Source organism: Haloplanus sp. GDY1 (genome assembly GCF_023703775.1).
Taxonomy (GTDB): Archaea; Halobacteriota; Halobacteria; order Halobacteriales; family Haloferacaceae; genus Haloplanus; species Haloplanus halophilus.
Window position 1 is genome coordinate 938,303 of sequence record NZ_CP098514.1, and the last position, 26,627, is coordinate 964,929.

General features: G+C 68.6%; 27 protein-coding genes. 14 read left to right on the forward strand and 13 right to left on the reverse strand.

Features of this window, described 5'->3' with window-relative positions; translation table 11 throughout:
• The first annotated feature begins 22 nt into the window (after positions 1-22).
• The 4 genes from NBT67_RS05085 (at position 23) to NBT67_RS05100 (ending at position 3,253) form a co-directional block, all read left to right on the forward strand.
• Complete coding sequence (locus NBT67_RS05085) at positions 23-583, forward strand: DUF7344 domain-containing protein (protein WP_343218025.1); 561 nt, start codon at positions 23-25, stop codon at positions 581-583.
• A gap of 198 nt (positions 584-781) precedes the next feature.
• Positions 782-1,678: a DUF8054 domain-containing protein gene (locus NBT67_RS05090; RefSeq protein WP_251343720.1), complete on the forward strand. Its 897-nt coding sequence runs from the start codon at positions 782-784 to the stop codon at positions 1,676-1,678.
• 130 nt (positions 1,679-1,808) lie between these two features.
• Positions 1,809-2,732: an RsmB/NOP family class I SAM-dependent RNA methyltransferase gene (locus tag NBT67_RS05095; RefSeq protein WP_251343721.1), complete on the forward strand. Its 924-nt coding sequence runs from the start codon at positions 1,809-1,811 to the stop codon at positions 2,730-2,732.
• Positions 2,729-3,253, forward strand: a complete 525-nt coding sequence (locus NBT67_RS05100; protein ID WP_251343722.1) for a DUF7122 family protein — start codon at positions 2,729-2,731, stop codon at positions 3,251-3,253. Before NBT67_RS05095 ends, NBT67_RS05100 begins: the two co-directional genes overlap by 4 nt.
• A 55-nt stretch (positions 3,254-3,308) precedes the next feature.
• On the opposite strand, the gene NBT67_RS05105 is transcribed toward NBT67_RS05100, so the two are convergent.
• Positions 3,309-3,767: an HVO_A0114 family putative DNA-binding protein gene (locus tag NBT67_RS05105; RefSeq protein WP_251343723.1), complete on the reverse strand. Its 459-nt coding sequence runs from the start codon at positions 3,765-3,767 to the stop codon at positions 3,309-3,311.
• Between the two features lie 38 nt (positions 3,768-3,805).
• On the opposite strand from NBT67_RS05105, the gene NBT67_RS05110 reads away from it, so the two are divergent.
• The gene (locus tag NBT67_RS05110; protein ID WP_251343724.1) at positions 3,806-4,090 is read left to right on the forward strand and encodes a hypothetical protein; all 285 of its coding nucleotides are present in this window, start codon (positions 3,806-3,808) and stop codon (positions 4,088-4,090) included.
• A 382-nt stretch (positions 4,091-4,472) separates the two neighbouring features.
• Here NBT67_RS05110 and NBT67_RS05115 read toward each other — a convergent pair whose 3' ends face one another.
• Entirely contained in the window at positions 4,473-5,972 is a 1,500-nt protein-coding gene (locus NBT67_RS05115; protein WP_251343725.1) for a DUF790 family protein, read from the reverse strand.
• A 108-nt stretch (positions 5,973-6,080) separates the two neighbouring features.
• Here NBT67_RS05115 and NBT67_RS05120 point away from each other — a divergent pair, with 108 nt between their 5' ends.
• A complete protein-coding gene (locus tag NBT67_RS05120) occupies positions 6,081-6,467 on the forward strand; it encodes a transcriptional initiation protein Tat (RefSeq protein WP_251343726.1) in 387 nt (128 codons plus the stop codon).
• Here the strand turns inward: NBT67_RS05120 and NBT67_RS05125 are convergent.
• The gene (locus NBT67_RS05125) at positions 6,464-7,810 is read right to left on the reverse strand and encodes a DEAD/DEAH box helicase (protein WP_251343727.1); all 1,347 of its coding nucleotides are present in this window, start codon (positions 7,808-7,810) and stop codon (positions 6,464-6,466) included. The genes NBT67_RS05120 and NBT67_RS05125 overlap by 4 nt on opposite strands.
• A 52-nt stretch (positions 7,811-7,862) precedes the next feature.
• On the opposite strand from NBT67_RS05125, the gene NBT67_RS05130 reads away from it, so the two are divergent.
• The 3 genes from NBT67_RS05130 (at position 7,863) to NBT67_RS05140 (ending at position 10,851) form a co-directional block, all read left to right on the forward strand.
• On the forward strand, positions 7,863-8,033 hold the full coding sequence (locus NBT67_RS05130; RefSeq protein WP_251343728.1) for a hypothetical protein: 171 nt from the start codon (positions 7,863-7,865) through the stop codon (positions 8,031-8,033).
• The gene (locus tag NBT67_RS05135) at positions 8,034-9,155 is read left to right on the forward strand and encodes a pyridoxal phosphate-dependent aminotransferase (RefSeq protein ID WP_251343729.1); all 1,122 of its coding nucleotides are present in this window, start codon (positions 8,034-8,036) and stop codon (positions 9,153-9,155) included. It begins immediately after the preceding gene.
• Between the two features lie 238 nt (positions 9,156-9,393).
• Positions 9,394-10,851, forward strand: a complete 1,458-nt coding sequence (locus NBT67_RS05140; RefSeq protein ID WP_251343730.1) for an amidase — start codon at positions 9,394-9,396, stop codon at positions 10,849-10,851.
• 30 nt (positions 10,852-10,881) lie between these two features.
• On the opposite strand, the gene NBT67_RS05145 is transcribed toward NBT67_RS05140, so the two are convergent.
• The 6 genes from NBT67_RS05145 to NBT67_RS05170 all read right to left on the reverse strand — a co-directional run bounded on the left by NBT67_RS05145 (position 10,882) and on the right by NBT67_RS05170 (position 16,365).
• Positions 10,882-11,589: an ABC transporter ATP-binding protein gene (locus NBT67_RS05145; protein WP_251343731.1), complete on the reverse strand. Its 708-nt coding sequence runs from the start codon at positions 11,587-11,589 to the stop codon at positions 10,882-10,884.
• Positions 11,586-12,371, reverse strand: a complete 786-nt coding sequence (locus NBT67_RS05150; RefSeq protein WP_251343732.1) for an ABC transporter ATP-binding protein — start codon at positions 12,369-12,371, stop codon at positions 11,586-11,588. Before NBT67_RS05150 ends, NBT67_RS05145 begins: the two co-directional genes overlap by 4 nt.
• Positions 12,368-13,435: a branched-chain amino acid ABC transporter permease gene (locus NBT67_RS05155; protein WP_251343733.1), complete on the reverse strand. Its 1,068-nt coding sequence runs from the start codon at positions 13,433-13,435 to the stop codon at positions 12,368-12,370. The genes NBT67_RS05150 and NBT67_RS05155 overlap by 4 nt, the downstream gene beginning before the upstream one ends.
• Positions 13,432-14,319 carry a branched-chain amino acid ABC transporter permease gene (locus NBT67_RS05160; RefSeq protein WP_251343734.1) on the reverse strand — a complete coding sequence of 296 codons (888 nt, stop codon included), beginning with the start codon at positions 14,317-14,319 and terminating at the stop codon, positions 13,432-13,434. The genes NBT67_RS05155 and NBT67_RS05160 overlap by 4 nt, the downstream gene beginning before the upstream one ends.
• A gap of 13 nt (positions 14,320-14,332) precedes the next feature.
• Complete coding sequence (locus NBT67_RS05165) at positions 14,333-15,727, reverse strand: ABC transporter substrate-binding protein (protein ID WP_251343735.1); 1,395 nt, start codon at positions 15,725-15,727, stop codon at positions 14,333-14,335.
• A gap of 155 nt (positions 15,728-15,882) precedes the next feature.
• Entirely contained in the window at positions 15,883-16,365 is a 483-nt protein-coding gene (locus NBT67_RS05170) for a hypothetical protein (protein ID WP_251343736.1), read from the reverse strand.
• A 219-nt stretch (positions 16,366-16,584) separates the two neighbouring features.
• On the opposite strand from NBT67_RS05170, the gene NBT67_RS05175 reads away from it, so the two are divergent.
• The 4 genes from NBT67_RS05175 (at position 16,585) to ggt (ending at position 20,822) form a co-directional block, all read left to right on the forward strand.
• Complete coding sequence (locus NBT67_RS05175; protein WP_251343737.1) at positions 16,585-17,991, forward strand: aromatic ring-hydroxylating oxygenase subunit alpha; 1,407 nt, start codon at positions 16,585-16,587, stop codon at positions 17,989-17,991.
• A complete protein-coding gene (locus NBT67_RS05180) occupies positions 17,988-18,491 on the forward strand; it encodes an aromatic-ring-hydroxylating dioxygenase subunit beta (RefSeq protein WP_251343738.1) in 504 nt (167 codons plus the stop codon). Before NBT67_RS05175 ends, NBT67_RS05180 begins: the two co-directional genes overlap by 4 nt.
• A 130-nt stretch (positions 18,492-18,621) precedes the next feature.
• Positions 18,622-18,999, forward strand: coding sequence for a RidA family protein (locus NBT67_RS05185; protein ID WP_251343739.1), 378 nt, complete (start codon positions 18,622-18,624; stop codon positions 18,997-18,999).
• A gap of 188 nt (positions 19,000-19,187) precedes the next feature.
• Positions 19,188-20,822: a gamma-glutamyltransferase gene (gene ggt, locus NBT67_RS05190; RefSeq protein WP_251343740.1), complete on the forward strand. Its 1,635-nt coding sequence runs from the start codon at positions 19,188-19,190 to the stop codon at positions 20,820-20,822.
• 20 nt (positions 20,823-20,842) lie between these two features.
• Here ggt and atzF read toward each other — a convergent pair whose 3' ends face one another.
• The 4 genes from atzF to NBT67_RS05210 all read right to left on the reverse strand — a co-directional run bounded on the left by atzF (position 20,843) and on the right by NBT67_RS05210 (position 26,285).
• On the reverse strand, positions 20,843-22,273 hold the full coding sequence (gene atzF / locus NBT67_RS05195; protein ID WP_251343741.1) for an allophanate hydrolase: 1,431 nt from the start codon (positions 22,271-22,273) through the stop codon (positions 20,843-20,845).
• A gap of 501 nt (positions 22,274-22,774) precedes the next feature.
• Entirely contained in the window at positions 22,775-23,956 is a 1,182-nt protein-coding gene (locus tag NBT67_RS05200) for a redox-regulated ATPase YchF (protein WP_251343742.1), read from the reverse strand.
• 37 nt (positions 23,957-23,993) lie between these two features.
• Positions 23,994-25,379 (reverse strand): MEDS domain-containing protein, encoded by a 1,386-nt coding sequence (locus tag NBT67_RS05205; protein WP_251343743.1) that lies wholly within the window; start codon positions 25,377-25,379, stop codon positions 23,994-23,996.
• Between the two features lie 54 nt (positions 25,380-25,433).
• Positions 25,434-26,285: a polymer-forming cytoskeletal protein gene (locus NBT67_RS05210; RefSeq protein ID WP_251343744.1), complete on the reverse strand. Its 852-nt coding sequence runs from the start codon at positions 26,283-26,285 to the stop codon at positions 25,434-25,436.
• Between the two features lie 93 nt (positions 26,286-26,378).
• On the opposite strand from NBT67_RS05210, the gene NBT67_RS05215 reads away from it, so the two are divergent.
• Positions 26,379-26,588: a DUF5800 family protein gene (locus tag NBT67_RS05215; protein ID WP_251343745.1), complete on the forward strand. Its 210-nt coding sequence runs from the start codon at positions 26,379-26,381 to the stop codon at positions 26,586-26,588.
• Positions 26,589-26,627: the final 39 nt, after the last annotated feature.

Here is a 26,627-nt window from a genome sequence, read left to right on the forward strand (position 1 = left end):
CCTCCGCGGCGCTTGGTCGTGTGTGTCAGTGACGTCCGTGGAGACGACCCGTCGGTCGATGACCGAGTGTCAGATCCATCAACTGCTCGCCAACGAGCGCCGCAGGGCGGTCATCGAGCGCCTCGACGCCTCGACCGGTACCGTCACCGTGCGCGACCTGTCGACGTGGGTCGCCGCGGCGGAGACGAGTCAGTCGCCGCCGCCGCCGAAGGTCCGCGACAGCGTCTACACCTCGCTCCACCAGACCCACCTGCCCAAACTCCACGAGGCGGGCGTCGTCGAGTACGACCGCGAGCGGAGCCTGGTCCACCTCCGTCCGGCCGTCCGGCAGGTCGACCGTCACATGGACGTGGTGAACGGCCTCGGGGTCACCTGGGGCGGCTACTACCGGAGCCTCGGCGTGTTCGGTCTCGTGCTAGTGATCGCCGCGCTGGCCGGGCTGCCGGTCGTGAGCCTCGTCGATCCGCTGCTCTGGGCCAGCGGCACCCTGGTCACCTTCGCCGTCTCGGGCGCCGTCCAACTCTGGGACGACCGGTGGCGGGTCCGCCGAACCGTCCGGAACCTCCTCCGGCGACGGCGGTAGGCGGCGGGAGGATGGCAAGGCGGCAGGCGGCAGGCGGCAGGCGGCAGGCGGCAGGTGGCAGGTAGCAGGCGGCAGGTGGCAGGTAGCAGGCGGCAGGCGGCAGGTAGCAGGCGGCAGGCGGCAGGTGGCCCATACCTATGCCCGATTCGACCGTCTGGAGGACCGTCACTCGCCCGGACGGCGAGTCACGGAGACCTCATGTTCACACTCGTAGACGACCTCAGAAATCCCCAGTACACCGGTCCGAACCGGTGTGTCCCGTGTACGATCACCAACGTCGCCATCGCGGCGGTCGGCGCGCTGGCGCTCGGCGCGCTCGTCCCGCCGCTCGGCGTCGCCTTCCTCGTCGTCGGCCTCCTCGCCATCTACCTCCGGGGCTACCTCGTCCCCGGAACGCCGGCGTTCACCCGGCGGTACTTCCCGGACTGGCTCCTGGCCGTCTTCGACAAGGCCGACCCCGCTCCCACGGGCCTCGACGTCGAGGGGACGCTCGTCGCGGCGGGCGTCCTCGTCGACGGGCCCGAGGACCTCGAACTCTCGCCCGCGTTCGCGGCGGCGTGGGACGAACGGCTCCGCGAGATGGACGCCGAACGGACCGGTGGAGACGGCGCGAACGGCGAGGCGGCGCCCCGAGGGGACAGCCCTGTCGACGTGGTGGCGCTGGCGGCGCTGACGGACCTCGACCCCGACGCGCTCACGATCCAGCGGTACGGCGAGGCGGTCGTCGCGACCCTCGGTGCGGAGCGCATCGGCCGCTGGGAGTCCCACGCGGCCTTCGCCGCCGACGTGGCCGCCGCGCGCGAACTCGACGACTGGGTGCCGCGCTGGCGCTCGTTCCCGCTGGCGGTCCGCAGCGAACTGCTCGGCTCGCTCCGCCTGTTCCTCGACCGCTGTCCGGCCTGTGACGCCCCCGTCACGCTCGAACAGGACGTCGTGAAGTCCTGCTGTCGGGACTACGACGTGATCGCGGTGTCCTGTTCGGGATGCGGGTCCCGCCTCCTCGAGGCCGACTTCGACGTGAGCGTCCTCGAGGGGGAGGACGCGTCGGCGACCGTCGGCACCGAGAGCGACGCGGGCACGGGCGTTCCGAACTGATACGGAATATTGTAACTGTTTACCGGTGGTTCGCCGGATCGTCTCGGCGAACCACCGGCACTGACGTACAATAATCCGTATGAGCCGCCGGGTCGAAACCCACTAAGCCGGTCCCCCCGAAGGGCCGTCGATGACTCCGTTGGAGCGGTACGAATCGCTCGTCGACGACGCCGAGGCGTTCCGCGCGGCCTGTGACCGGCCGCTGCCCGCCGTCGTCCGCGTCAACACGATCAAGGCGACGGCCGACCGGGTACGGACCGCCCTCGACGAGGCGGGAATCGCCCACGAACCGACCGACTGGCACCCCGGCGTCCTGCGTCTCCCCCGGGACTCGCCGGGGCGGAACTGGCCGCACGCTCACGGCTGGATCCACGGGCAAGAGGAGGTGTCGAACCTGCCGGCGCTCGTCCTCGACCCCGACCCGGGCGACCGGGTGTGGGACGCCTGTGCCGCCCCGGGAAGCAAGACCACGCAACTGGCGGCGCTGATGGGCGACCGGGGGCTCCTCGTCGGCAACGACAACAACCTCGGTCGGCTCTCGGCGCTCCGACACAACGCCGAACGCCTGGGCGTCACGAACCTCGTCGTCACGAACCAGGACGCGCGCAACTTCTCGCTGAAACCCCTGGGGAGTCAGGGTGCGGGCGTCGACGCCTTCGACCGCGTCCTCGTCGACGCGCCCTGTTCCTGCGAGGGGACGATCCGGAAGAACCCCGACGCCTTCGACACCTGGTCGCTGGATCACGTCCGGAGCGTCGCCGGCGTCCAGAAGGGCATCCTCCGGCGGGCGGTGCAGGCCACCCGCCCCGGCGGGACCGTCGTCTACTCCACCTGCACCTTCGCCCCGGAGGAGAACGAGGCGGTGCTGGATCACGTCCTCGAACGCGAGGACTGCCGCCTCGTCGACGTCGACGCTCCCCTCGACGGCGTCCCCGGCGTCACCGAGTGGGAGGGCGACCGGTTCGACCCGAGCGTCGAGAAGGCGCTCCGCATCTACCCACACCACAACGACACGGGCGGGTTCTTCTGTGCGAAGTTGGAGGTGGGGTCGTGAGCGACGCCCCCACGAACGACGGGCAGGTGTTCGACCGCCTGCCCGCGACGGCCGACGACCGCGAGGTTGCGGGCCGGGCGACCCGCGCCGAGGTGATCGAGTGGTGGGTCGACCGCTTCGGCCTCCCCGCCGACGCCTTCGACGGCTACACGTTCTGGGAGAAGGGGGCCGGGAAGGTCTGGATCTTCGCCGCCGACCTCCCCACGCCCGTCGACGCCGAGGGCGTCGGCATGACGTTCCTTCGGACCCGGCAGGAACACTGGAAGCCGACGACGAACGCCGCCCAGCGGTTCGGTCGTGAGGCGACGCGGAACGTGATCGACCTCGCGCCCGACGAGGCGCGGCGCTTCCTCGCCGGCGAGGACCTCGACCCGGCGTGGGACGGCGACTGGGGCTACCTGATCGTCGCCCACGAACTCGCGGGCGACCGGGAGCCCATCGGCGTCGGCCTCTACGTCCACGACGAGTTGCGGTCGGTGGTTCCGAAGGGGCGACGGGCGTCGGTGTCGCCGCCGGAATAAGTCCCGCTAACTTGTATGTTACGTGATTTGTCGGTTGTAAATAGCAGAAGAGGTTTCACGCAGGCGCTGGCTCTTCGCTTGACTCGCCGCCAACGAGGTCAACGTCCAGATGAACCCGCTCGTAGGGCAGGTATGGCCGCTTGGACTGGCCCTCGTCGACGACAAACAGCAGGCCGTAGTCCGCGAGCAGGGAGACATCGCCGTGGACGGTCCGGTAGTCGCGGTCGAGTTCATCAGCCAGCGCCGAAATGCTCTCGGCAGCGCCGTCGGTGTTCAGCAGGGCCCGGAGGAGTTCGATGCGGCGGTCGGTCAGAATCTTCCGCAGCTCCCCGACCGTCGCGAACGACACGACCGCCGGCGATGACTCTCCCTCGGTGGCTGCGTCGGCGACCTCGAGTGTGTTCTCACGGGCCTCGTCGAATCGTTCGACGGTCACGCGGAGGACGGCCGGGTGCGGGCGGTCGCGAGGGTCACGGTACTTGTCGGGCCAGCCGTCGTGATCGGTGTCGGTCATGGGTTGGAATGCTCGGTGTCGGTTAGTTCAGCGATCTCTTGGAAGAAGAGGACGAGGTGCGACATGAGGTTCCGAAACGGGATCTCGGTATCCTCGCCAAACCGAACATGGCGATGGTGCCAACCGAGGTCGTCGTCAGCGTGTGCGTCGTCGTAGCGCAGGAATTCGCCCTCTTCCGGGTGGTAGTACTAGAACCGGTAGAACCAGCCGCCGGGGTACTCGTCGTCGCGGATCGCGAACAACTCTACGCGGCCACCTGGGACAGCGCGGTTGAGTTCAATCGGCTGGTTCTCCGGCATCCTCCCACTCAGTATGTCCTATGATCCCATAGAACATAAGCATGTGTAGATTTCTCTCGTAGTTCTGAGACAACCCCGAATTTCACTCGTGGGCAGGGGTGCGCGTGACCGGTCATCGCGGCGAGTGGTCGTCGTCAGACCTGTGCATTATCCGCTCCTTCGGAACACGTCTCGGGCCGGCCGACGATGAGGCCGAGAAGTTCGGTGACTGCCTGTGGAGTCTCGGAGAGAAGGGAAGCGAAGTCCGGTACGAACGTCGAGGATAGCCTCTTTGATCGCTGTTCCTCTTGGAGATTCAGATTCGGTTGGACATATCCAATCTCCGATGACCAGGGATTGAAGTGAGATCCGAATCGCATCAGCAGGCCGATCCCGGTTTCGTATAGCGAATAGCGATGTATCGGGGCTACCGGCGCCGGATCGTTCCGCCGCCCAGTCCCTCCCACTCGACGCGGAGGCCGAGCGCCGAGAGGACGGCGCTGGCGTCGTCGATCCCGTACTCGTCGAGGATCGACTCCACCTCTGCGAGCGACTGACCGGGGGTGAGTCGCTCGCGCAGGTCGTCGAGGACGCCGGGGCGGACGAGCGTCCGCCCCACGCGCTCGTGGTCGGGGAACGCGACGCCGTCGAGGGCGTCCTCGCTCACGCCCCGGTCGGTCGCGAGGTCGGCGAGCGAGACGGCGTCCGCCTCGGGCCGGAGTTCGTCCGGCAGAGTCGCGCGCGTCTCGGCGACGAGGTCCGCCTCGTAGCGCCGAAGGGCGTCGACCACGTCCTTCACGCGGACCGACCCCGAGTAGGTGATGGCGCGGTGGTCCCGCGCCTCGATCTCCTCGCTGACGCCGAGGCTCTCGTCGACGGCGACGAGCATCTCCACGTCCTCGACGTCGGCCAGTTGCCCGAGTTTCTTCTCGACGTACTCGGGGGTCCAGAACCCCACGATCTCGAAGAAGACCCGGAAGTCCGAAAAGCGGTAGTCGAACGCGAAGTCGGGGATCATCACCCGCGCACCGACCGCGAGCGGTTCGGGCTCTCGCACGAGGTCCCAGTCGAGGTCGAGCCCCGCGAACCGCGCGGCGAAGTCCGCCTCGACGCCGCTGTCGTAGGTGGGGTCCGCGACGGGGTCGACCCCCGGCACGGCCACGTCCTCGTCCGTGAGGACGAGTTCCCGTTCGGTGCCGCGGTCGTCTATGGTCGCCGTCAGCCGCCAGTCGCCGGTCTTCGCGACCGAGCGGAGCAGTCGGGCGAAGGCCGTGCCGTACCGGCGGGTCCGCCGGAAGAGGTGATCGGGGCCGGTGACGACGACCTCGCGTCCCCCGTCGGTCCGGCGCACCTCGTACATGAGGCCGAGGCGCTTGACCGCCGACACCAACGCCCTGGGGTCCGAACTCCGCACCCGCACCTCGACGGCGTCGAACAGGGCGGTCTGGGCGAGCGACAGGTCGTACTGGTCGAGGAGTTCGTCGGGCGACCACCGCGGGTCGAAGTCGGCGAGCACCTGCCGGGACTCGCGGTCGGCATGCAGCGAGTCGGCGACGGCGTCGGCGTCGACGCCGAGGCGGTCGGCGGCGCGGGAGAGCGCCCGCTCCCGGTCGGCCTCGCTCACGACGCCGACGGCCTCCGCGGCCTCGAAGGCGACCCGCCGCGCCCGTTCCGGAGGGACCGCGGCCCGCGTCTCGAAGGTCGCGTCGCGTTCACAGAGCGACGCGAATCCGCGGACGAGTTTGAAGTCGTCGGCGTCGGCCTCCAGGTCCGCGAGCGCGGCGTCGAGGTCGGCCCGCGGCCGACCGACGTGCTCGGCGAACGTGCCGAGGACGCGCGCCGCGAGCGGTCGGTCGGCGCGCTCCGCGAACTGTGGGTGGTAGCCGCCGCCGGCCCGCGACACCCGGAGCAGGTCCTTCCGAAGCACGGGGGCGACTCGGGGCTCCGCGGATAAAGTCCCGCCGGCCTCCCGATCCGCTACCGCGGACGACACACGGAGGACAACGCTCTTGTCGGTCGCGGGGGTCCCACCGGTATGGACAGGCGCCGCCTGCTCTCCCTCCTCGGACTCGTCCTCGCCGCCGGCTGCTCGGCGACGCCCGCGACCGGCCCCCGGACCCCGCCGACGCCCGGCGAGCCGACCGCAGCACCGAGCGAGGCGGGGTCGATGAGCGTGGCCGACCTCGGCGTCGAGGAGGCCGAGGACGGACACCTTCGCGTGCTGGCGACGGTCGTCAACCCCACGGGGACCGAACGCACCGGGACGCTCCGCGTCCGGGTGACGGTCGGCGACGACGCGACCGAACGCTCCCGGGAGGTGACCGTCCCCGCCGACGGGGAGCGATCGGTCACCCTCGCGTTCGAAACCGTCGCGTACGACGACTTCACGGGCGACGGGTCGCTGCAGTCCTCGCTCCGCTAGCGCCGACGCTCGGCCACCCGCTCCTCGGCCGTCTCGGCGCTCACCACCTCGTAGCAGATGGCGATCCGACCGTCGGACTTGGGCCTGAGGATCCGCCCCAGTCGCTGGGTGAACTCGCGCTCGCTCCCGCTGCCGGAGAGCACGACGGCGACGCTCGCGTCGGGCACGTCGACCCCCTCGTCGAGGACGTTCGCGGCGACGACGCGGGAGTAGGTGCCCTCGCGGAACCGGTCGAGGATCGTCCGCCGCTCGCTCGCGCCAGTCTCGGCGGTGACGGCGGGGATCAGGAACCGCTCCGAGAGGCGGTACACGAGGTCCGTGTGCGCGGTGAAGACGATGATCCGGTCGTCGCGGTGGCGGTCGAGGAGGCGCGAGAGCGCCGCCACCTTCGCGTCGGAGTTCATCATGATCTCCCGGGCCTCCTGCTTGGCGAGCAGCGCCTCCCGGGCCCGGGGGTCCGACCCCGACCGCTTGACCAGTTCCTGGTAGTCGCTCCCGCTCGTCAGCGTGAGGTTCGAGGTCCGGAGGTAGTCGACGAACGTCCCCTGGGCGTCCTCGTAGGCCTCGCGCTCCTCGGGCGTGAGTTCCACCTCCACCCGCCGGAGTTCGTAGTCGGCGAGGTGGTCGCCCGCCAGGTCGTCGACCGAGCGCTCGTACACCACGGGGCCGAGCAGGTCCGCGACGACCGTGTGGGCGCCGTCCGGGCGCTCGAACGTCGCGGTCAGGCCCATGCGGGCCGGCGCGGCCATCAGGCGCGCGACGTCTCGATACCCCTCGCCGCCGAGGTGGTGGGCCTCGTCGAAGACCAGCAGGCCGAACCGGTCGCCGAGTTCGTCGGCGCGAAGGTACGCGGAGTCGTAGGTCGCGACGGTGAGGTCCTCCACCCGCTGCTCCCCGCCGCCGAGCTGGCCGACCGGGACCGAGAACTCCGTCTCCAGTTCGCGGCGCCACTGGGTCAGCAGGTCGACGGTGGGCACGACCACGAGCGTCGGCGTCGACAGCGCGGCCATCGCCCCCACGGCGACGACGGTCTTCCCGCTGCCCGTCGGGAGTTCGACGACGCCCCGGCGGTCCGCGGACTCCCACGCCTCCAGGGCCTCCCGCTGGTACGCCCGGAGGTCGTAACTCGTCGAGAGGTCGAGGCTCGGGAGGTCGAACACCCGGTCCTCGTAGTCGACGCCGGCGTCGTCGAGGGCGCGCCGGAGGGCGGCGTAGCGGTGGGCGGGCGCCCGAAGCGTCCGACTCCGGTCGTCGAACTCGACGGGAAGGACGTCGACGACGGCGGGGTCGGGGTCGCCGTCGAGCCTGATCGTGCCGTCCTCGAACCGGGCGACGAGGGTCACGCTCGCGAGGTTGGAGGGGTGGAAATATATGCCCTCCGCACCCCCGTCCGATATGGCACCCGACGACCCCGACACGGACCTCGATGCGGCGGTGGCGGAGTTCCTCGACGCCGCCGAACGCGTCTACGACGAGTACGACGACGGCTACGTCGACGCCGACAGCGCGCTCTCGCTGCTCGGCGATCACGTGTCGACGCTGCGGGACGCCCACGAGGACGAATAGATGTCCGAGTTCTCCCCGCGCGTCGAGGCCATCTCGATCAGCGGCATCCGCGAGGTGTTCGAGGCCGCCGGCGAGGACGCCATCAACCTCGGCCTCGGCCAACCCGACTTCCCGGCGCCGGAGCACGCCCGCGCGGCGGCCGTGGAGGCCATCGAGGCGGGCGAGGCCGACGCCTACACCGGCAACAAGGGCATCCGCCCGCTCCGGGAGGCCATCGCCGCCAAGCACGAACGCGACCAGGGCGTCGCCGTCGACCCGGGAGACGTCATCGCGACGGCCGGGGGGAGCGAGGCGCTCCACCTCGCCCTGGAGGCCCACGTCGACGCCGGCCAGGAGGTGCTGATCCCCGATCCGGGCTTCGTCTCCTACGACGCGCTGACGAAACTCGCGGGCGGCGAGCCGGTGCCGGTCCCCCTGCGCGAGGACCTCACCCTCGACCCCGCGGCGGTGGAGGACGCCATCACCGACGACACCGCAGCCTTCGTCGTCAACAGCCCCGGAAACCCCACCGGCGCCGTCTCCACCGAGGCCGACGTCCGCGAGTTCGCCCGCATCGCCGACGAACACGACGTGATCTGTCTCTCAGACGAGGTGTACGAACACTTCGTCTTCGACGGCGACCACCACTCGCCGCTCTCCTACGCCGACACCGACAGCGTGGTCGTCGTCAACGGCTGTTCGAAGACCTACTCGATGACGGGGTGGCGCCTCGGCTGGGTCACGGCCTCGACCCGCCGGATCGAGCGGATGCTCCGCGTCCACCAGTACATCCAGGCCTGCGCTTCCGCGCCGGCGCAGTACGCCGCCGAGGCGGCGCTCACCGGATCACAGGACGTCGTCGACGAGATGCGCGACACCTTCGAGGAGCGGCGCGACCTGTTGCTCGCTCGCTTCTCGGAGATGGGCGTCGAGGTGCCGACCCCACAGGGCGCCTTCTACGCGATGCCCCGCGTCCCGGACGGGTTCGTCGACGCCTGCATCGAGCGGGGGGTGATCGTCGTCCCCGGCGACGCCTTCGGCGCCAACGGCGCCGGCCACGCCCGCATCTCCTACGCCAACGATACCGACACCCTCGACGAGGCGCTGGACGTGATGGCGGACGTGGTGTCGGACCTGCGGTAGGGGGTCGTCGGTCCCCGGAACGCCGGGAGCCGCTCGGGCGGGACCGCGGTGCGAGAATCCCACGTAGTTCGCCCTAGAAGTTTTTATTCGTTCGGGTATCTACCAATAGACGAAACAATGTCCAGAGAAAGCGCCGATACTTCCCAATGATGGACGACGACCACGCCAGTACGACGGAGCCGGCGCCGACCGAGGGACCGTCACGCGGCGGGACCGATACGACGCCCGGGGACCCCTGATGGGGCGACGATCGCACCGCCTGCCGACGCCGGAACTCGCCACGCGGATCCGACGAGGGGACCTCTCGCCGGTCGCGGTCGTGGACGCGTACCTCGACCGCATCGCGGCGTGCGACGACGAGATCAACGCGTTCGTCGACGTCTACGAGGACGACGCGCGCGCCGCCGCGAGAGAGGCCGAACGCGCCGTCGAGGCCGGGGACGAACTCGGTCCGCTGCACGGCGTCCCGGTCGCGGTGAAGGACAACTACGCCGTCGCGGGCAAGCGGTTCACGAACGGGTCGGTGCCGCTGGCCGACCACGTCGCCGACGCCGACGACCTGACGGTCCGACAGCTGAGAGCCGCCGGCGCCATCGTCCTCGGCAAGACGAACACGCCGGAGCTCGCCACCAAGGCGGTCACGGACAACGACCTGTTCGGGCCGACCGGCACGCCGTTCGACCCGGATCGCACCGCCGGCGGCTCCTCGGGCGGGAGTGCGGCCGCCGTCGCCGCCGGGATGGTCCCGCTCGCCCTGGGGACGGACGGGGGCGGGTCGCTCCGGATCCCGGCGAGCGCGTGTGGCGTCTTCGGCATCAAACCCACGTTCGGCCGGGTCCCGATAGCGCTCCGCCCCGACGGCTTCAGCCACCACACGCCGATGCGCGGCCGCGGTCCACAGACCCGAACGGTCGAGGGCGGGGCGATGATGCTCGACGTCCTCGCCGGCCCGCACCCGGCCGATCCGTTCGCGCTCGAAGCGAGCGACGTCGACCTCGTCGCCGCCACCCGGCAGTCCGTCGCGGACCTGACCGTCGCCTGGACGGTCGATCTGGACGGCGCCTTTCCCATCGACCCCCGGGTCCGGGACGTCTTCGAGGGGGCGATTTCCGCCTTCGAGTCCACGCCCGCGACCGTGACGGCGGCGAGCCCCGACCTTCCCAGGAGTCGCACCGAACTGTACGCGTGCTGGAAAGCCGGGTTCGCGGTCGTACTCGCGGAGACGCTGGAGAACCTGAAACGGGAGGGGAGGGATCTGCTCGGCGACCACCGCGACGACCTCGACGCGGCGAACGTCGACCTGGCCGAGCGCGGGAGGGCGATGAGCGCGGTCGAGTACCGACGCTGGGACGTCGTCCGGACCGAACTGTTCGAGGCGATGCAGTCCTTCTTCGGGGAGTACGACGCACTACTGCTGCCGACGATCGCCGTGCCGCCGTTCGAGCACGGCACGTGGGGGCCGGAGTCGGTCGCCGGCGAGGCCGTCGAACCGCCCCTCGAGTGGACCCTGACCTGGCCGTTCAACCTGACCGGTCACCCGGCCGCATCGGTCCCCGCCGGATTCACGGACGACGGGCTCCCGGTGGGGCTCCAGATCGTCGGCCCGCGGTTCGACGACGCTCGGGTCCTCGCGCTCAGCGGCGCCTTCGAGCGGGTCGAGCCGTGGCACGACGCCTACGATCGGGTGGACGGGTGAGGATGAAGGGCCGAGGGAGGGGCGGAGTCGCTATCCGCCGACCAGGTAGCTCCGCCTGAGTTCGTCGTTCGCCAGCAGTTGCTCGGTCGGCCCCCGCTCGCTCACCTTGCCCTCGGCGAGGAGGTAGCCGTAGTCCGCCCGTTCGAGCAGCGTGCCGACGTTTTGCTCGTTGATGAGGATGGCGGTCCCGTCGTCGTGAATCGAATCGATCTCGTCGAACAGCTCCGGGATGAGGGACGGCTGGAGGCCGGCGGTGGGTTCGTCGAGGATGAGGATGTCCGGATCGGGAACGAGCGCCCGCGCGATGGCGAGCATCTGCTGTTCGCCGCCGCTCATCGTCCCCGCCTGCTGGTGTTTCCGCTCCTCCAGCCGCGGGAATCGCGCGTAGATGTCGTCCAGTTGTGACTGGGGGAGTTCCTCGAGCGTGTAGGCCCCCATGCGCAGGTTCTCGAGGACCGTCAGCTCCGGGAACAGGTTGTCGTTCTGCGGGACGTAGCCGATTCCCAGTTCGACCATCTCGTCGGTGGGGCGCGTGTGGATCGGCTGGTCCCTGAGCGAGACCTCGCCGTCCATGATCGTCGTCTGTCCGATGATCGACTTGATCAGCGTGCTCTTCCCCGCGCCGTTGGGTCCGAAGGTCGCGACGTACCCACCCTCCTCGACCGACAGCTCGACGTCCGAGAGGATCTGTAGGTCCCCGTAGCCGGCGTCCAGCGACGAGACCGAGAGGAGCGTCATTGCTCGCCTCCCACGGCCGCCTCGTCGACGTCGCCGATGTACGTTTCGAGGACCTCCCGGTCGTTGACGACGGCCCCGGGGTCGCCGTCGGCCAGCACCGCGCCGTTGTCCAGAACGATCATGCGGTCGACGAGGTCGACCAGCGTCTCGATCCCGTGTTCGATGACGATCACGGTGACGCCGTTGTCGTTGAGTCGTCGGATCTGGGCCGTGATCTCCTTGACCAGTTCCTCCTGGACGCCCGCGAACGGTTCGTCGAGCAACAGGAGGTCGGGGTCGACCATCAGCGCCCGACAGAGGTCGAGGAGCTTTCGCTGTCCCCCGGAGATGTTGGCGCCGTACTCGTCGACGACCCGCTTCAGGTTGAACTGGTCGACGAGTTCGAGGGCTCGGTCGGTCGTCTCGGCCTCGAACTCCAGGGAGTCGTCCGTCCCGACCATGCCCGCGTACACGCGTTCTCCCGGATGCCCCTGTGCGGCGACCTTCACGTTCTCGAGGACCGTCATCGTCGGGAAGACCCGCGGGATCTGGAACGTCCGGACCAGCCCCCGCCGGGCGAGTTCGTCCGGATCCTCGCCCGTCACGTTGGTTCGCTTGAACGTGACCGCGCCGCTCGTCGGCTCCAGGTAGCCGGTGATGCAGTTGAACAGCGTCGACTTCCCGGCCCCGTTGGGTCCGATGAGGCCGATCATGTCGTTTTTGTACACCGTGAACGAGACGCCGTCGAGCGCGCTGAGACCCCCGAACTCCTTCCGGAGGTCCGACACCTCGAAGAACGTCATTTGCGGGTGAACACCTCCCCGAGTTTGTCCGGGTCGCCCCAGATCCCCTGGGGTCGGTAGTAGATGACCGCCCAGAGGACCGCCCCGATGAGGACGAGTCGGAGGGGCGCGAAGACGCCGCCGCCGACGGGCGAGTACTGCTGGAGATAGCGGGTGACCAGACGCAGGCCGATGATGATGCCGATGCCGCCGATGACCGCCCGGTTGTTGGCGGCGCCGCCGACGAGCATCCCGATCCAGACCGTGACCGTCATCTGGATGGTCGTGAACGTCGGGGCCATCGAGCCGTTGTACAGGGGGACGATGGTCCCCGCGAGCCCCATCAACGCGGAGCCGTAGATGAACACCCAGAGCTTGTATCGGGGGACGGCCTTGCCGAGCGACTGGGCCGCCTCCTCGTCGGCGCGGATCGCCCGCAACACGCGCCCGTACGGCGAACTGGTCAGCCGGTCGACCGCCGCGTAGGCGAGCAGCAGAACCCCCCCGAGGATCAACAGCGTCACGAGGAGTTCGCTCTTGTAGTTCACCGCCGCCTCGTGGATGGGCTGGGGAACGTTGAGGATCCCGGTCTGGCCGCCGAACACGAACTGGATCCCGTTTATCACCCGGACCATGATCTCGGCGGACGCGAGGGTGACGATCGCGAGGTAGTCCGTGCGCAACTGGAGCGACGTCGCCCCGATGAACAGCCCGGCGACCATCGAGAGGACCACGCCGAGTACGACGCCGACGGGCACCGGAAGTCCCAGGGCGACGCCGGCGATCGTGGACTCCGAGGCGACCATGGCCGTCGTGTACGCTCCGATGGCGTAGTACAGGTGTGGCCCGAAGTTGATGAGGCCGGTGTGCCCGACCTGGAGGTTGAGCCCCAGGACGACGAGCCCGTAGGTCAGACCCAGCACCGCGAGGTCGAGCGCGGCGATCATGAAGTTCGGATAGCCGATCCCCACCTGCGCCGAGAGGAGGGCGACGCCGAAGACGATCAGCCCGACGCTGACGGGGACCGGCGAGAGGACGCGCTGCAGCCACTCCGACTGGTCGACGGTGTCCGACAGGTAGCTCATGTCGCCGCCTCCACGTCGGCGATCCCGCTCGGCCGCACGAGCAACACCAGGATGAGCAGCACGAACGCGACCGCGGTACCGAGCGTCGAGACGGCCGTCGGCAGGTAACTGGTCGTGAACGTCACCGCGAGACCGATGACGTACGCCCCCGCGATCGCCCCGTAGGCGCTACCGATCCCGCCCAGGATCGCCGCCGCGATCAACAGCAGGAGATACTGGTAGCCCAGAAGCGGGTACACGTTCGTACTGACGCCGATCAGGAACCCGGCGAGCCCGGCGAGCCCCGACATCGACAGCCACGTGTTCCGGCGGATGTGACTGGTGTCGATCCCGCAGACCTCGGCCAGATCCTCGTCGCTCCCGGTCGCCCGCATGGCGATGCCGACGTTCGTCCGCTTGAACATCAGGTGGACGACCGTGAAGACGATCACCGCCATTCCGATGACGAACAGCTGCGTCGTGTTGACGAAGAACCCGCCGAGGACGTCGAACCGGTAGACGTCGGTCGGGATGACGACCGTCTTCGGTTCGCTGCTGAAGACGATCCGAAACCCGGCCCGGAGGATGTAGCCGACCGCGATCGAGCCGAGCATCAGCATGATCGGCCCCGCACCCGAGCGTCGCAGCGGTCGATAGAACCCGCGTGCCAGCCCGTACCCGCCGACCCCCGACAGGAGGACGACGACGGGCAAGGCGAGCAGGGCGTTCCCGCCGAGGGCCTGCACCGTCAACACGCCGATGTACGCCCCCATCGTCAGCCACTCGCCGTGAGCGAAGTTGATCATGCCGACGACGCGGTAGACGATGCTGAAGCTGATCGCCGCGATGGCGACGAACGAGCCGAACTCCGCGCTGAATATCAGGACTTGTGCCAGTGAGACCATTCTTTCCCGGTGATCAACCCTGGATGGCGTCCTGGTACGCCTGGTCGGTGAGGATGCTCCGGACCTCCTCCTCGGAGATGGTTTCGGCCGCGTTGAACGACGTGTTCGGCACGTCCACCTCGTAGGTCTGCCCCGGAGCGAACACGTTCCCCTTGTCCGAGTAGTCGAACTTTGACAGCGCCCCGTCGTAGTTGATGTCGTTGCCCGCCGCCAGCTCCTCTTTCCCCTCGGCGAACGAGGTGACGGTGACCTTGTCGTCGCCGGGTCGGGTCACCGGCCCGAGGTTGCGCTGGATCGCGTCCGGTTCGGCTGAGCCGGCCCGCTCGATGGCGAGCGCGGTGGACATCACGGCGTCGTACCCGGCGTAGTTCCAGGGGATCATGTCCTGGTCGGTGTACTCGGTGTAGCTCTCCCGAACGCGTTCCCGGACCGGCCCGGTGGGATTGCCCGAGAACATCCACATCTCGGCCGACACCTCCCCGACCGAGTTCTTGATCTGTTCCAGCAACTGCTCCTGCTGGAGCGCGTTTTCGAGCGTGACGGGCACGCCGTACCCACCCTGCTCCCACTCGCGGATGATCGTCTGTGCGTCCTGGAGACCGATCGCCAACACCCACATGTCGATGTCGCTCTGGAACAGTCGGCTGAGTTCGGACTGGTAGGTCGATTTCCCCTCCTCGACCTCGACGCGGTTGACCATCTCCAGTTGATCGATCGGCTTGGTCGACGCGATGTAGGCGTCGGACCACGCGCGCTCACCGGCGCTGGTCCCGTTGAGGACCGCGAAGTTCTCGACGCCGCGATCCGCGGCCGATATCGCGCCCGTCGCGGTGGAGATGGAGTCGCTGACCATCGACCGCCACACCCACTCGTCGTCGCTCAGGTCCTCCGGCGTGCCGTTGTCGCCGCCGCGGGTGTCCTTGTACGTCGACCCCATCCACGGGGTGACGAGCGGCACCTCCTGCTCCTGGAGGAAGTCCCACAGCGGAACCAGAACCGTACTGTTGTAGCCCATCAACACGTTCGCGTCGTCGGTGTTGATGTGTTGCTGGAGTACCTGCCGCGCCCGATTCACCTGGACCTGGGTGTCCCGTCGGGACAGCGTCAGCGTCCGGTCGAGCGGTCCACCCGCCGCGTTCACCTCCTCGATGGCCATGTTCAGGAGCGGCCCCATCGAGTCTTCGAGGTAGTCCCACTTGCCCGTGAGCCCGCCACCGTATCCGATGAGGATGTCGTCCCCGCCGGACGACGTGCCGCCGGAGGAACTCGCCGTTCCCGTCGTGCCGCCACCGGAATCCGTACTCTCTCCGCCGCCGCCGCCACCCGTACAGCCCGCCACGATGGTCGCGCCGCCGACGGTGCCGGCTACTTTCAAGAACTTGCGCCTGTCCCTGCTTATCTTGGACATACATCCAGCATATCTCACCTATACTTAGTAGTTTTCACTAGAATTCAGGATATTCCTAGAAACTCGGCAAGAATATAAGGACATGGTGAGGGCCGAGAACCGGCGGCTCGGGCGGGTCGGCGGGGACTCCCGCCGCGGGATCGGCCCCGGCGGAGTCACCTGTAGACCGAACGGGGACCGAACGGGGTTCGCAGGAACTGCCGAAAGACGCCGTGTCCCCGCTCCGCGACGGCGAGGAGTTCCGCGGGGGTGAGTCGAATCCCGTACCCCATCTTCGGCGCGACGATCTCGCAACACCGGGCGTCTCCGAGGGAGACGCTCCGCACGTGTGACTCGGCGTATTCGTTCGTGATCGTGGCGACGTCGGCCCGTCCTTCGGGGGTGCCCTCACCGAGGCCGCGCCAGTGGGTCCGAACGGCGTCGGCGTCGACGTCGGCGACGAGTTCGCTCCGGTCCACGAACCCGAGGAGGTCCGATCGCTCCTGCCACGTCAGGGATTCGAGTTGGACGGCGTCGAGACACACCGCCTCGTCGAGCGAGGGGGAACCGACCCGGAGTCGGTTCCCGTTCGGCGTGTACGCCTTCTCCAACGCCACCGTCTGCCGGAATCGTATCGTCGATCTCTCGTCGGTGTCCATGGTTACTGTCCGTTCGGTTATCCGCTGTCTTCCAGCGAACGGCGGTGTCCGCCTCGTCGACCGGCGCGTTCGCTCCGGCGAGGAAGTTCCGGACGTCCCTGAAAGAACTCCTCATTCATCGTCTATCTCTCCGTACTATCTTATAAATATTGAGTTATCTGCGAATATAGCTATTGTATTCAAGGTTATACCCGATTAGCATGAACGTTCGACAATATCATGAGTGGATCGAACTCGCCGTCGAACGTCGGCGACGTCGACGGGCGCGTCGAAGCGGCCTGTCGAGCCATCGAGTCCGACGCGAAGGTGCCCGCGTTCGTGTTCAGCCACCGAGACGTCTGGGAACTCGAACTCGAACGGATCTTCGGTCGGTCCTGGGTGTTCGTGGGCCACGCGTCGGAGATTCCCGAACCCGGCGACTATCGACTCCGCTACATCGGGACGGATCCGTACATCTTCGTCCGGGACGAGGGGGGAACGATCCGGGTGTTGTTCAATAGTTGCCGCCACCGGGGGACCGAGGTCTGCAGATCTGAGAAGGGTAACACCTCGCACTTTCGGTGTCCCTATCACGGGTGGACGTTCTCGAACGACGGCTCGCTGACCGGCGTCCCGTTCAAGGAGACGTTCCGGGAGGACTGCTTCGACCTGGAGGAGGAGGACGTCGACCTCTTCGAACCGCCACAGGTGGACTCGTATGCGGGGTTTTACTTCGCCTGCCTCGACGCGGGGACGGACCCGTTCGACGAGTGGATCGGCGATTTCGAGTGGTATCTCGACGTGAACTTCGACATAGCCACGGACGGCTGGGAGGTGGTGGGCGACCCACACCGCTACGAACTCGACACGAACTGGAAACTCGGTGCGGAGAACTTCGCCGGCGACACGTACCACCATCCCTCGACGCACCACTCCGTACTGACCGAGGCGTACGGATTCGGCCAGGAGGAGAGCCTCCACGAGACCTTCTCGGGAGGGATGTCCCGCCTCGTCGCGTGCGAGGGGAAACACGGCGCCGACTTCATCACCGGGCCACCGGACGAGTTGCTCGACTTCCCCGCGGACGTGATCGACGCCAGCGGGCTCGACGACGAGCAGCGGGCCTTCCTCGAGGTGGCCCAGAAGTTCGTCGGGAACCTCTTCCCGAACTTCTCCTTTCTCACGATGGACGCGACCCGGAACGGCGAGGAGTTCAGGTCCGCCATGAGCGTTCGCAAGTGGCGTCCCATCGGCCCGAACACGACCGAGATCTGGAACTGGATCCTCGTTCCGACGGGGGTCTCGGACGAGTACCGGGAGGAGGCCTACAGGGCGATGCACGCGACGTTCTCCCCTTCCGGGAACTTCGAACCCGACGACTACGCCGTCTGGCGGAGCATCCCCGACGCCGCCGAATCGATCACGGCCAGAAAACACGACCTCGAGACGTATCGGAACAACTTCCAACACCTCGGGATGATCGACGACGCCGAGTACGCGGACCGACTGAACGAGAGTGAGTGGCCGGGCGAGGTCGACGCCGCCCCCTCCTCCGATATGGCGGGCCACACCGTCTACAGCGGGTGGGCCGAGATGATGTCCGGATCGGGGTCGCGTGGCCGCCCCGAGGAGGCCGACGAACGGTGACCGACGGGACGCACTCGATCCGCACCCCGGTCCGGGAGTTCCTCTACCGCGAGGCCCGCACGCTCGACCGGCGGCGCTACCGACGGTGGGTCGACGAGTTTCTCGCCGAGGAGGTGACGTACCGGGTGCCGACACACACCACACAGGAGAAGAACACGCGGTCCGAGTTCAGTTCCGAGTCGTGGCACTTCGACGACGACCGGGAGTCTCTCGAGGTCCGGATCGACAGACTGGAAAACGAGTACGCCTGGTCGGCGAATCCGCCGTCTCGAATCCGTCGCTTCGTCTCGAACGTCCTCGTCGAACCGGACGGGGAACTCGCGACCGCGACCGACTACCTGCTGGTCGTCCGCCACGACCGCGACGCACGCGACCCGACGGTTCTCTCGGCCGAACGCCACTCGACGCTCCGCGCCGACGACGGCGGCCTCTCGCTGGCCCGGCGGAGGGTACTCCTCGACCAGACGGCCATCGGTGTCGACCACCTGCCGATCCTCTGAGGAGACGGGCGACCGCCGAAAACTATCAGTTCCTGTTCGTCCAGCAGATTCCAAAATTACCGACCATTAGTTTTCTTAAAACCATCAAAGGGAAAAATTGTTGTATTATGTCGCGAATCTCTCGTCGAAGATGAAACGAACTGTCGATGTGGACGGCGCTCCGGGACCAGTGGGCAACTTCAGTTTGGCGACGACCGACGGCGATCTGGTGTTCACCGCCGGCCAGGTGCCCGAGACGGCCGACGGAGAGGTCCTACGGGACGCGTCGATCGAAGAACAGACCAGACAGTGTCTCACGAACCTCGATCGGGTGCTCGATGCCGAAGGACTCGGGATGGACGATGTCCTGAAGACCACCGTCTACGTCGTCGATCCCCAGATGTGGAGCCGCGTAAACGAGGCCTACGGCGAGTTCTTCGACGACTATCCGGCGCGAAGCGTCGTCGGCGTTACCGGGCTGTGGGGAGGCATCGACGTCGAGATCGAAGCGATCGCGGCGGCCCCGTGAGCGACGGCCGGTATCGCTCGCCGAACGGCCCCGTGACCACCCGATCGACTCCGCCGTCGGCGCGAGCCGCCGATGGCCGCGTCGAACATCCATCACGAATAACTAACTCCGGATATAGTGTCAATATCAGCAGTAAATTCCCATATATTTGGGTAACCATTTTCTATATGGGCGTATTTCCGAACAGTATGCAGGACACGGGAGCGCCCTCGGGGGCGGAGGTCGACATCGACCGCTTCGAGTCGCGCCGGTCGGTCGTCCACGCTCGAAACGGGATCGTCGCGACCAGCCAACCGCTCGCCGCCGAGGCGGGCGTGTCGGTACTGCGAGGCGGGGGAAACGCGTTCGACGCCGCGGTGGCGACCGCCGCCGCGCTCAACGTGGTCGAACCGCCCAGTACGGGCATCGGCGGCGACGCCTTCGCGCTCTACCGGACCGCGGACGGCGACGTCGGTGCGATGGCCGCGAGCGGCGTCGCGCCCGCGGCGGCGTCCATCGAGGCGATGCGGGAGGAAACGGGCCGGGAGACGATGCCACAGAGCGGCGCCCACGCGGTCACGGTCCCGGGCGCCCTTCGGGGGTTCGAGGCGCTCCTCGACGAGTTCGGGAGGGGGTCGCTGGGCGAGGCCCTGCGTCCCGCGATCGACTACGCCACGAACGGCTACCCGGTCTCCGAGGTCATCTCGAATCTGTGGGCGTACGGCCACGACCGCCTCGCGAACGAGGGGGCTCGCGAGGAGTATTCGATCGACGGGCGGGCGCCGCGGCCGGGCGAGGTCGTCACGCTGCCCGCACTCGGAGAGACGCTCGAACGCATCGCCGACCGCGGCGCGGACGCGTTCTACGAGGGCGACATCGCCGACGCCATCGTCGAGACCGTCCGGGCGAGGGGCGGCTTGCTCTCCCGGGCTGACCTCGCGGCGTACGACGCCGAATTCGTCGACCCGGTGAGCACGACCTACGGCGGGGTAGAGGTGTTCGAACTCCCGCCGGCCAACCAGGGGGCGATCGCGCTCGAGGCGCTCAACATCGCCGACGAACTCGGCCTCCGGGAGTACGCTCACGACTCGGTCGAGCGCGTCCACTACGGCGTGGAGGCGATGAAACTCGCGTTCGAGGACGGCCATCGGTACATCGCGGATCCGAATCACGCGGACGTGCCGCAACTTCACTCGAAAGCGCACGCCAGCCAGCGAGCAAGCGAGATCACCGCCACGGCCACACGGGATCCGACGCCCGGGGTTCCGGACGCCTCCGACACCGTCCTGTTGACGGTCGCCGACGGCGACGGGAACGTCGTCTCGTTCATCAACTCCCTGTTCGACGCGTTCGGCAGCGGGATCGCGGCCGGTGACACCGGAGTGATGTTACACAGCCGCGGGGCGGCGTTCTCCCTCGATCCCGACGACCCGAACCGCTTAGAGCCCCGGAAGACGCCGTTCCACACGCTCATTCCGGGACTGGCCCGCTTCGGGCCGGACGACTGGGCGGCGTTCGGCGTCATGGGTGCAGCCATGCAACCGCAGGGGCACCTACAGGTCGTCTCGAACCTCGTCGATTACGACATGTCGCTGCAGGCCGCCGTCGACGCGCCGCGCTGGCGGTACCTGGCGAACGGGGAGGTGACGGTCGAGTCCCGGATGGACGCGGAAATCGTCTCCGGGCTCTTCAGGCGGGGACACGACGTCCGCGTCCTCCCGCCGACCGTCTTCGAAGACGCCCCAGTCGGGCACTTCGGCGGGGGTCAGATCGCGAGAAACGACGGCGGGGTGCTGTCCGGCGGGACCGACCCACGCAAGGACGGGACCGTTAGCGGGTACTGAGCGTCGCACCGGGAGGCCCGTCACGGGTCGGCCGGCTCCGAGCGCTCGTCGTACCGATCCCCGAGCGCGCCGAGCGCGACGTTTCGTTCCGTGCAGTACGCGTCCGCGATGCTCGCGAGCAGGGCGTCCTCGAACGCGTCGGCGAACAGCGTCACCCCGAAGGGGAGCCCGGAGGGCCGGCGACCTCCGGGGACGGCGACGGCCGAGAGGTCGAGCAGGTTCACGAAGTTGGTGTAGTGGCCGAGCGTGCTGTTTCGCTCGATCGGCGCGTCGTCGACCTCGTCGTGGGTGTACGTCGTCCCCGTCGTCGGCGTGAGGACGGCGGTCAGGCCCTCGAGCCGGTCGGTCGCCGCTCGCTCCAGCCGACGCAGTTCGTACTCGGCGGTGTAGGCGTCGACCGCGGAGAACTCGCGGCCGCGAGTGATGATCTCCCGGGTGATCGGCAGGAGAGCGTCGGGATCGGTCGCGAGAACGTCCTGGATGGCGGCGAGCCGCTCGGCGACCCAGGGCCCCTGGTACAGGAGCTTCCCGGCCTCCAAAAAGGGCGTGATATCGACCGGCCGGGTCGTCCAGAGGCGATCGAACCACTCGACCGTCTCCTCGAAACACGCCGCCGCCTCCTCGTCGCCGAAGAACGACAGTTGCTCGGATTCGGGGACGCCGACGACGACGTCGTCCGGCACTAACGTCGGCGTCAGCGTCACCTCGTCGGCCTGCCGCCGCGAGTACTCGTCGGCCGGGTCGAACCCGGCGGCCGCGCGCTCGACCGCCAGCGCGTCCCGACACGTCGTGGCGAAGATCGAGACGCAGTCGAGGCTCTTGCACGCCGGGACCACGCCCTCGGTGCTCAGCATCCCGCGCGACGGCTTGAGGCCGACGATACCGTTCAGTGCGGCCGGAACACGCCCCGAACCCGCGGTGTCGGTTCCGAGCGCGAAGGCGACCTGCCCGAGGGCGACGGCGACGCCCGATCCGGAACTCGACCCGCCGGAGATGTATTCGGGGTCGACGGCGTTCGGGGGGGCGCCGTACGGACTGCGCGTCCCGACCAGCCCGGTCGCGAACTGGTCGAGGTTGGTCTTGCCGACCAGTATCGCCCCGGCGTCGAGCAGCCGTTCGACGACCGTCGCGTGGTCGTCGGGCGAGTACTCGTAGGCCGGACACGCCGCGGTCGTCGGCGACCCGGCGTGGTCGACGTTGTCCTTGACCGCGAACGGGATCCCGTAGAGGGGCCGTCGTTCCCAGTCGATGCCGTCGCCCGCCGCCGCTTCGAGCGCTGCGGCCCGCTCGCGCAGGGTGTCCCCGTCGAGCCGGTGGATCCAGACCTCGTCCGGGCCGGCCGCGGCCCGCGAGAGGTGTTCGTCGACGACGTCGGTCGGCGTACGCGTCCCGGCGGCGTACGCCTCGCGGAGCGATTCGATGCCGAACCCGACCGTCCGAGCGTCGCCCATCGGCGACTCACTCCGCCGCCCGCCCGGGGACGGACGGATCGACGGCCGATGCTGAGCGTGCGTTCACGTACCGTACGTGTCGCCCCCGGGACTTATTTCTATTCGTCCTACTATTCGGAGAGTCATACGACGTATCTCCACTAATACGTGGTGGAGTGGCGTGATCGTCCCATCCGCTCCGTCGCGCTGGGACCGCGGGCGCGACTGCCGGCGGTGGCTCACACGTCGGCTCGCCCGGCCCGGGACGGTCGACGCGCCGTGAAGGAACTCGAATAAACTCGCGAGGGTGGTGAAAACACTACGTTAAACTATCCACGCGTCGTAAGTTGACTGCCCGCTGGCGACTCGGGCTATCCCCCTCCCCCTCAGGTTTTCGAGGTGGAGCCTCCGGCCTCAAGGAGCGCAGGGCCTCCGACCGAAGTCGGACGGACGAGCGAGTGGGCCGGAGAGGACCCCGACATGGTGTGACACGACCGACCGTCCGACTCCCCCACCGAACCGTTACTTCGCGGTGCTGACGATTTTGATGACGTCCCCCTCGTCGAGTTCGTGGTCCTCGCCGATCCGACGGTTCGAGCGCGCGTCAACGGCGTGGAGGTAGCCCTCGCCGATGTCGGTGTGGATGGCGTACGCCAGGTCGGGGGGCGTCGCCCCCCGCGGCAGGAGGACGGCGTCCGGAAGCACGTTCCCGGCGCCGTCGGTCCACTTCGACTCGTTTTGCACCGGGAAGACGGTGATCCGGTCGAGCAGGTCGTAGACGGCGGCGTCGACGGCGGCCTGGACGCCGGTGCCGCCGTACTCGGTCATCACCTCGCGGATGCGCTCCAGTCCCTCGCGCTGCGTGTCGGTCACGTCGCCCGTGACCGTGAACTCGGGGTCGCCGGGGTCGTAGTCGACGACGCCCGCCTCCGCCGCGGAGCGCAACGCGAGTTCGCCGTCCGCCGTCGTCGGAATCACGGGCTTGTCGGTGTCGCGGAGGCGGTCGAGATGTTCGGCGGGCGCCACGTCGGCCTTGTTGGCGACGATCAGGAGGGGTTTGGTGCGGGCGCGAATCTCGCGGGCGAGGGCGGCGCGGTCCTCGTCGGTCCACTGGATCGGGTCCTCGGGGTACTCGAGGGACCGGAGGCTGGCGGCCACGTCGGCCACCGTCGCGCCGAACCCGGTGAGCATGTCGGTCAGGGCCTCGTCGACGTCGAAGTCGGGGGAGCGGGACTTGCGCTCGACGCCCTCCCAGTTGCGGGCGACGATGCCCGCGAGCCACCGGTCCATCTCGCGCTCGACGAAGTCGACCTCCTCGACGGGGTCGTACGTGCCGACTTCGACCGGTTCGCCCTCGGCGTTCGTCCCGCCGGAGGCGTCGACGACGTTCAGGATGGCGTCGGCGTTCGTGAGTTCGTCGAGGAACTGGTTGCCCAGTCCCTTCCCCTCGTGGGCGCCGGGGACGAGTCCGGCCACGTCCAGGAGTTCGACGGGGACGTATCGCTTGCCGTCGTGACAGCGCTCGTTGCCACAGCGCTCGTCGCGTGCGAGACAGGGGCAGTCGGTGCGTGCGTGGGTCACCCCGCGGTTGGCGTCGATGGTCGTGAAGGGGTAGTTCCCCACGTCCACGTCCGCGCGCGTGGCCGCCTTGTAGAACGTGGACTTGCCCGCGTTGGGCTTGCCCGCGAGTGCGAGAGAGAGCATACCGGACGGTGGCGTGTCGGCGGCAACTTACTTTCGGTCAGTCGACGACCCGGAGGTCGACGGCGATGTGGCACTCCTCGGGGTCGGCGTCGGGGAAGTGGAGTCGCCCCCGGGAGTTGTCGACGATCCACTTCACCAGCCAGAGGCCGAGGCCGCCGGCGTGTTCGAGCGTGGTTTCGAGGCCGCGCTCCAGCGCCGTCCGGTCCGACTCCGGGACCGGCGGCCCGGGGTTGACGACGTCGACGGTCACGGTGTCGGCGTCGCGGGACGTGACGAGCGTCACGGACGGCGGGTCGGCGGTGCCGTGGATCACGGCGTTGGTGAGCAGTTCGACGAGCGCGACCTCCAGGTGGCCGTCGGCGAAGACGGACACCGCCGGGACGTCGTCGACGGTGATGGTCGCGGCCGGATGCTCCTCGCGAACGCTCGCGACGGCGTCGTCGACCACCGACCGCAGGTCGAACCGCTCGACCGCCGAGTCGGCGAGGGTCTGCTGGACGTACCGGGCCTTCTCCGCCCGGTCGACCAGCCGACTCGCCACCCGGTAGGCCCGGTCGAGTTGCGCTCGCTCCGCCTCGTCGAGGGACGCGCCCTCCCGCACCCGCGAGAGCGTGCCGAGGACGACGTTGAGGTCGTTCCGAATGTCGTGTCGGAGGATGCGGTTGACGACGGCGAGGCGCTGTTCGTGGCGGTCGACCGCCTGCCGACTCCGGGCGAGCCCGTAGGTCTGTTCGAGCATCAGGGTGGCGTTCAGCCCCGTGTCGGACGCCTCGGCGTACCGCTCCGGCGGCAGGTAGTAGGGGTTGCGACAGAGCGTGTCCCGGTAGACCACGTACTCGTGGGTACGAAGCGCCTTGGCGACGGCCCTCTCGTCGAAGTCGTCGAGGCCGTACTGACAGAGCGTCGTCACGGGGTGGTCGGTGTCGTGGGCGTCGAACATGGCCTCGAACTCGACGATTTCGTCGAAGTCGGCCCCGGTCCGGAACGACCAGGAGTTCTCGCCCGCGGCGGCGAACCCGTCGTAGCCGTCGGCGACGCTCGCCTCGGCGGCGGCCCCGAGCGTGTCGACGATCCGGTCGGCGTCGAAGCCGTCGTCGAGGTACACCTCGGCGGCGGGGGCGATCCGAAGGTCGCCGGCGTCCTCCCGGGCGGCCACGTCGATGCCGACCCGCCGGAACGCCGCCCTGACGTCCGCGGGGTCGTTGCGATCGGTCAGGTAGAGACACCGCCGGGATCGGTCGAGCGCGCTCCCGACGAACGCGGCCGCGACCCGCCGCTGGGCGTCGAGCGAGTCGTAGAACAGCGCGACGTGGTGACCGGGGCCGAGTTCGTCGAAGTCGGCACGGAGGTCCGCGTACCGGCGGGCGTCGGCCGATCCGCCGGTGTCGCCGTCGACGGCGGCACCCGACCCCGGTTCGGTCATGTGCCGACTGGACGCCGGAGCCGTATCAGGCTTGGGAAGTCGTCGACGGGCGGTTCACTCCACCTCGCGGCTCGCCTCGGCGCGGACGATGCGCATCTCGCCGCGCGAGCGGATCGACCCGTCGACGACGGCGTCCTCGTGGAGTTCGAGGTCGTTGCAGGAGACGTCGCCGAGGACGCGCACGTCGGGGTCCAAGCGCACGGCCCCGCCGCGGGTGGTCACGTCGCCGTGGATGCGGGTGCCCTCGCCGACGGTCACGTCGCCGCGGGCGCGCAGGCTCCCGAAGACGTTGTTGTCGGCGCCCACGTCGATCTCCGTCGCGCGGACGTTGCCGTGGAGGCGGCAGTCGTCGCCGATCCGGGCGGGCGTCGAGACCTGCCACGAGTCGTCGGACACCTCGCTCCCGCGCGGGATCACGAGCGGGTCCTCGGGGGCGTCGCCCGAGAGCGCGTCCGCGATCTCCTCGGCGGCGCCCTGCTCTCCCACCCGGAGCAGTTGCGAGAGGACGATGAAGTAGAACACGAGCGTCGGGACGGGGTTCCGAATGACGATCCAGCCGTTGGCCTCGAACCCCTCGTCGATCTCCACGTCGTCGCCGATGTCGAGGTCGCCCGACACCATCAGCTGGCCGCCGACGTGGACGCGCTCGCCGAGGTAGGCGTCGTCGCCGACGAGGACGTTCCCGGCCACGTCACACCACATGTCGAGCCGGCAGTCCCCCTCGGCCTCGATGTCGCCGCCGAAGCGGACGCGCTCGCCCGCGACCAGGTTCCGCCCGCGGACGCCGAACTCGACGGTGCTCTGCCCGCCGACGATCACGTCGCCGTCGGTCACGAGGTCGTGTTCCTCGACGGTCGTTCCGTCGGGGATCTCCAGCGCATCGAGCGGGTCCGTCCCGAGTGACACGCGCGTGAATAGACGCTGCTGTTATTAAAACGGCCGTCAGACGACCGTCGGACGGACAGGCAGGGTTTTGAGGGCGCACCGATTACGACCGATATGACCGCGCTCTCCTTCGACGACAGCGGCGTCGACGTCGTCTACGAGGGAACCGAGTTCCGACTGGAGAAGGCGCTGATCGAGGACGCCGTCGGCAAGACCTACCCGGACGTGACCGACCACGAGGTGCTGAAGATGGTCGAAAAGGAGCCGGCGCTGACGGGCGAACCGCGCCGGATCGGCGACATCGTCGGCCATCGTAGCGATTGAAACTGTGCACACATCGGATCGGACGCCGTACTGCGATCC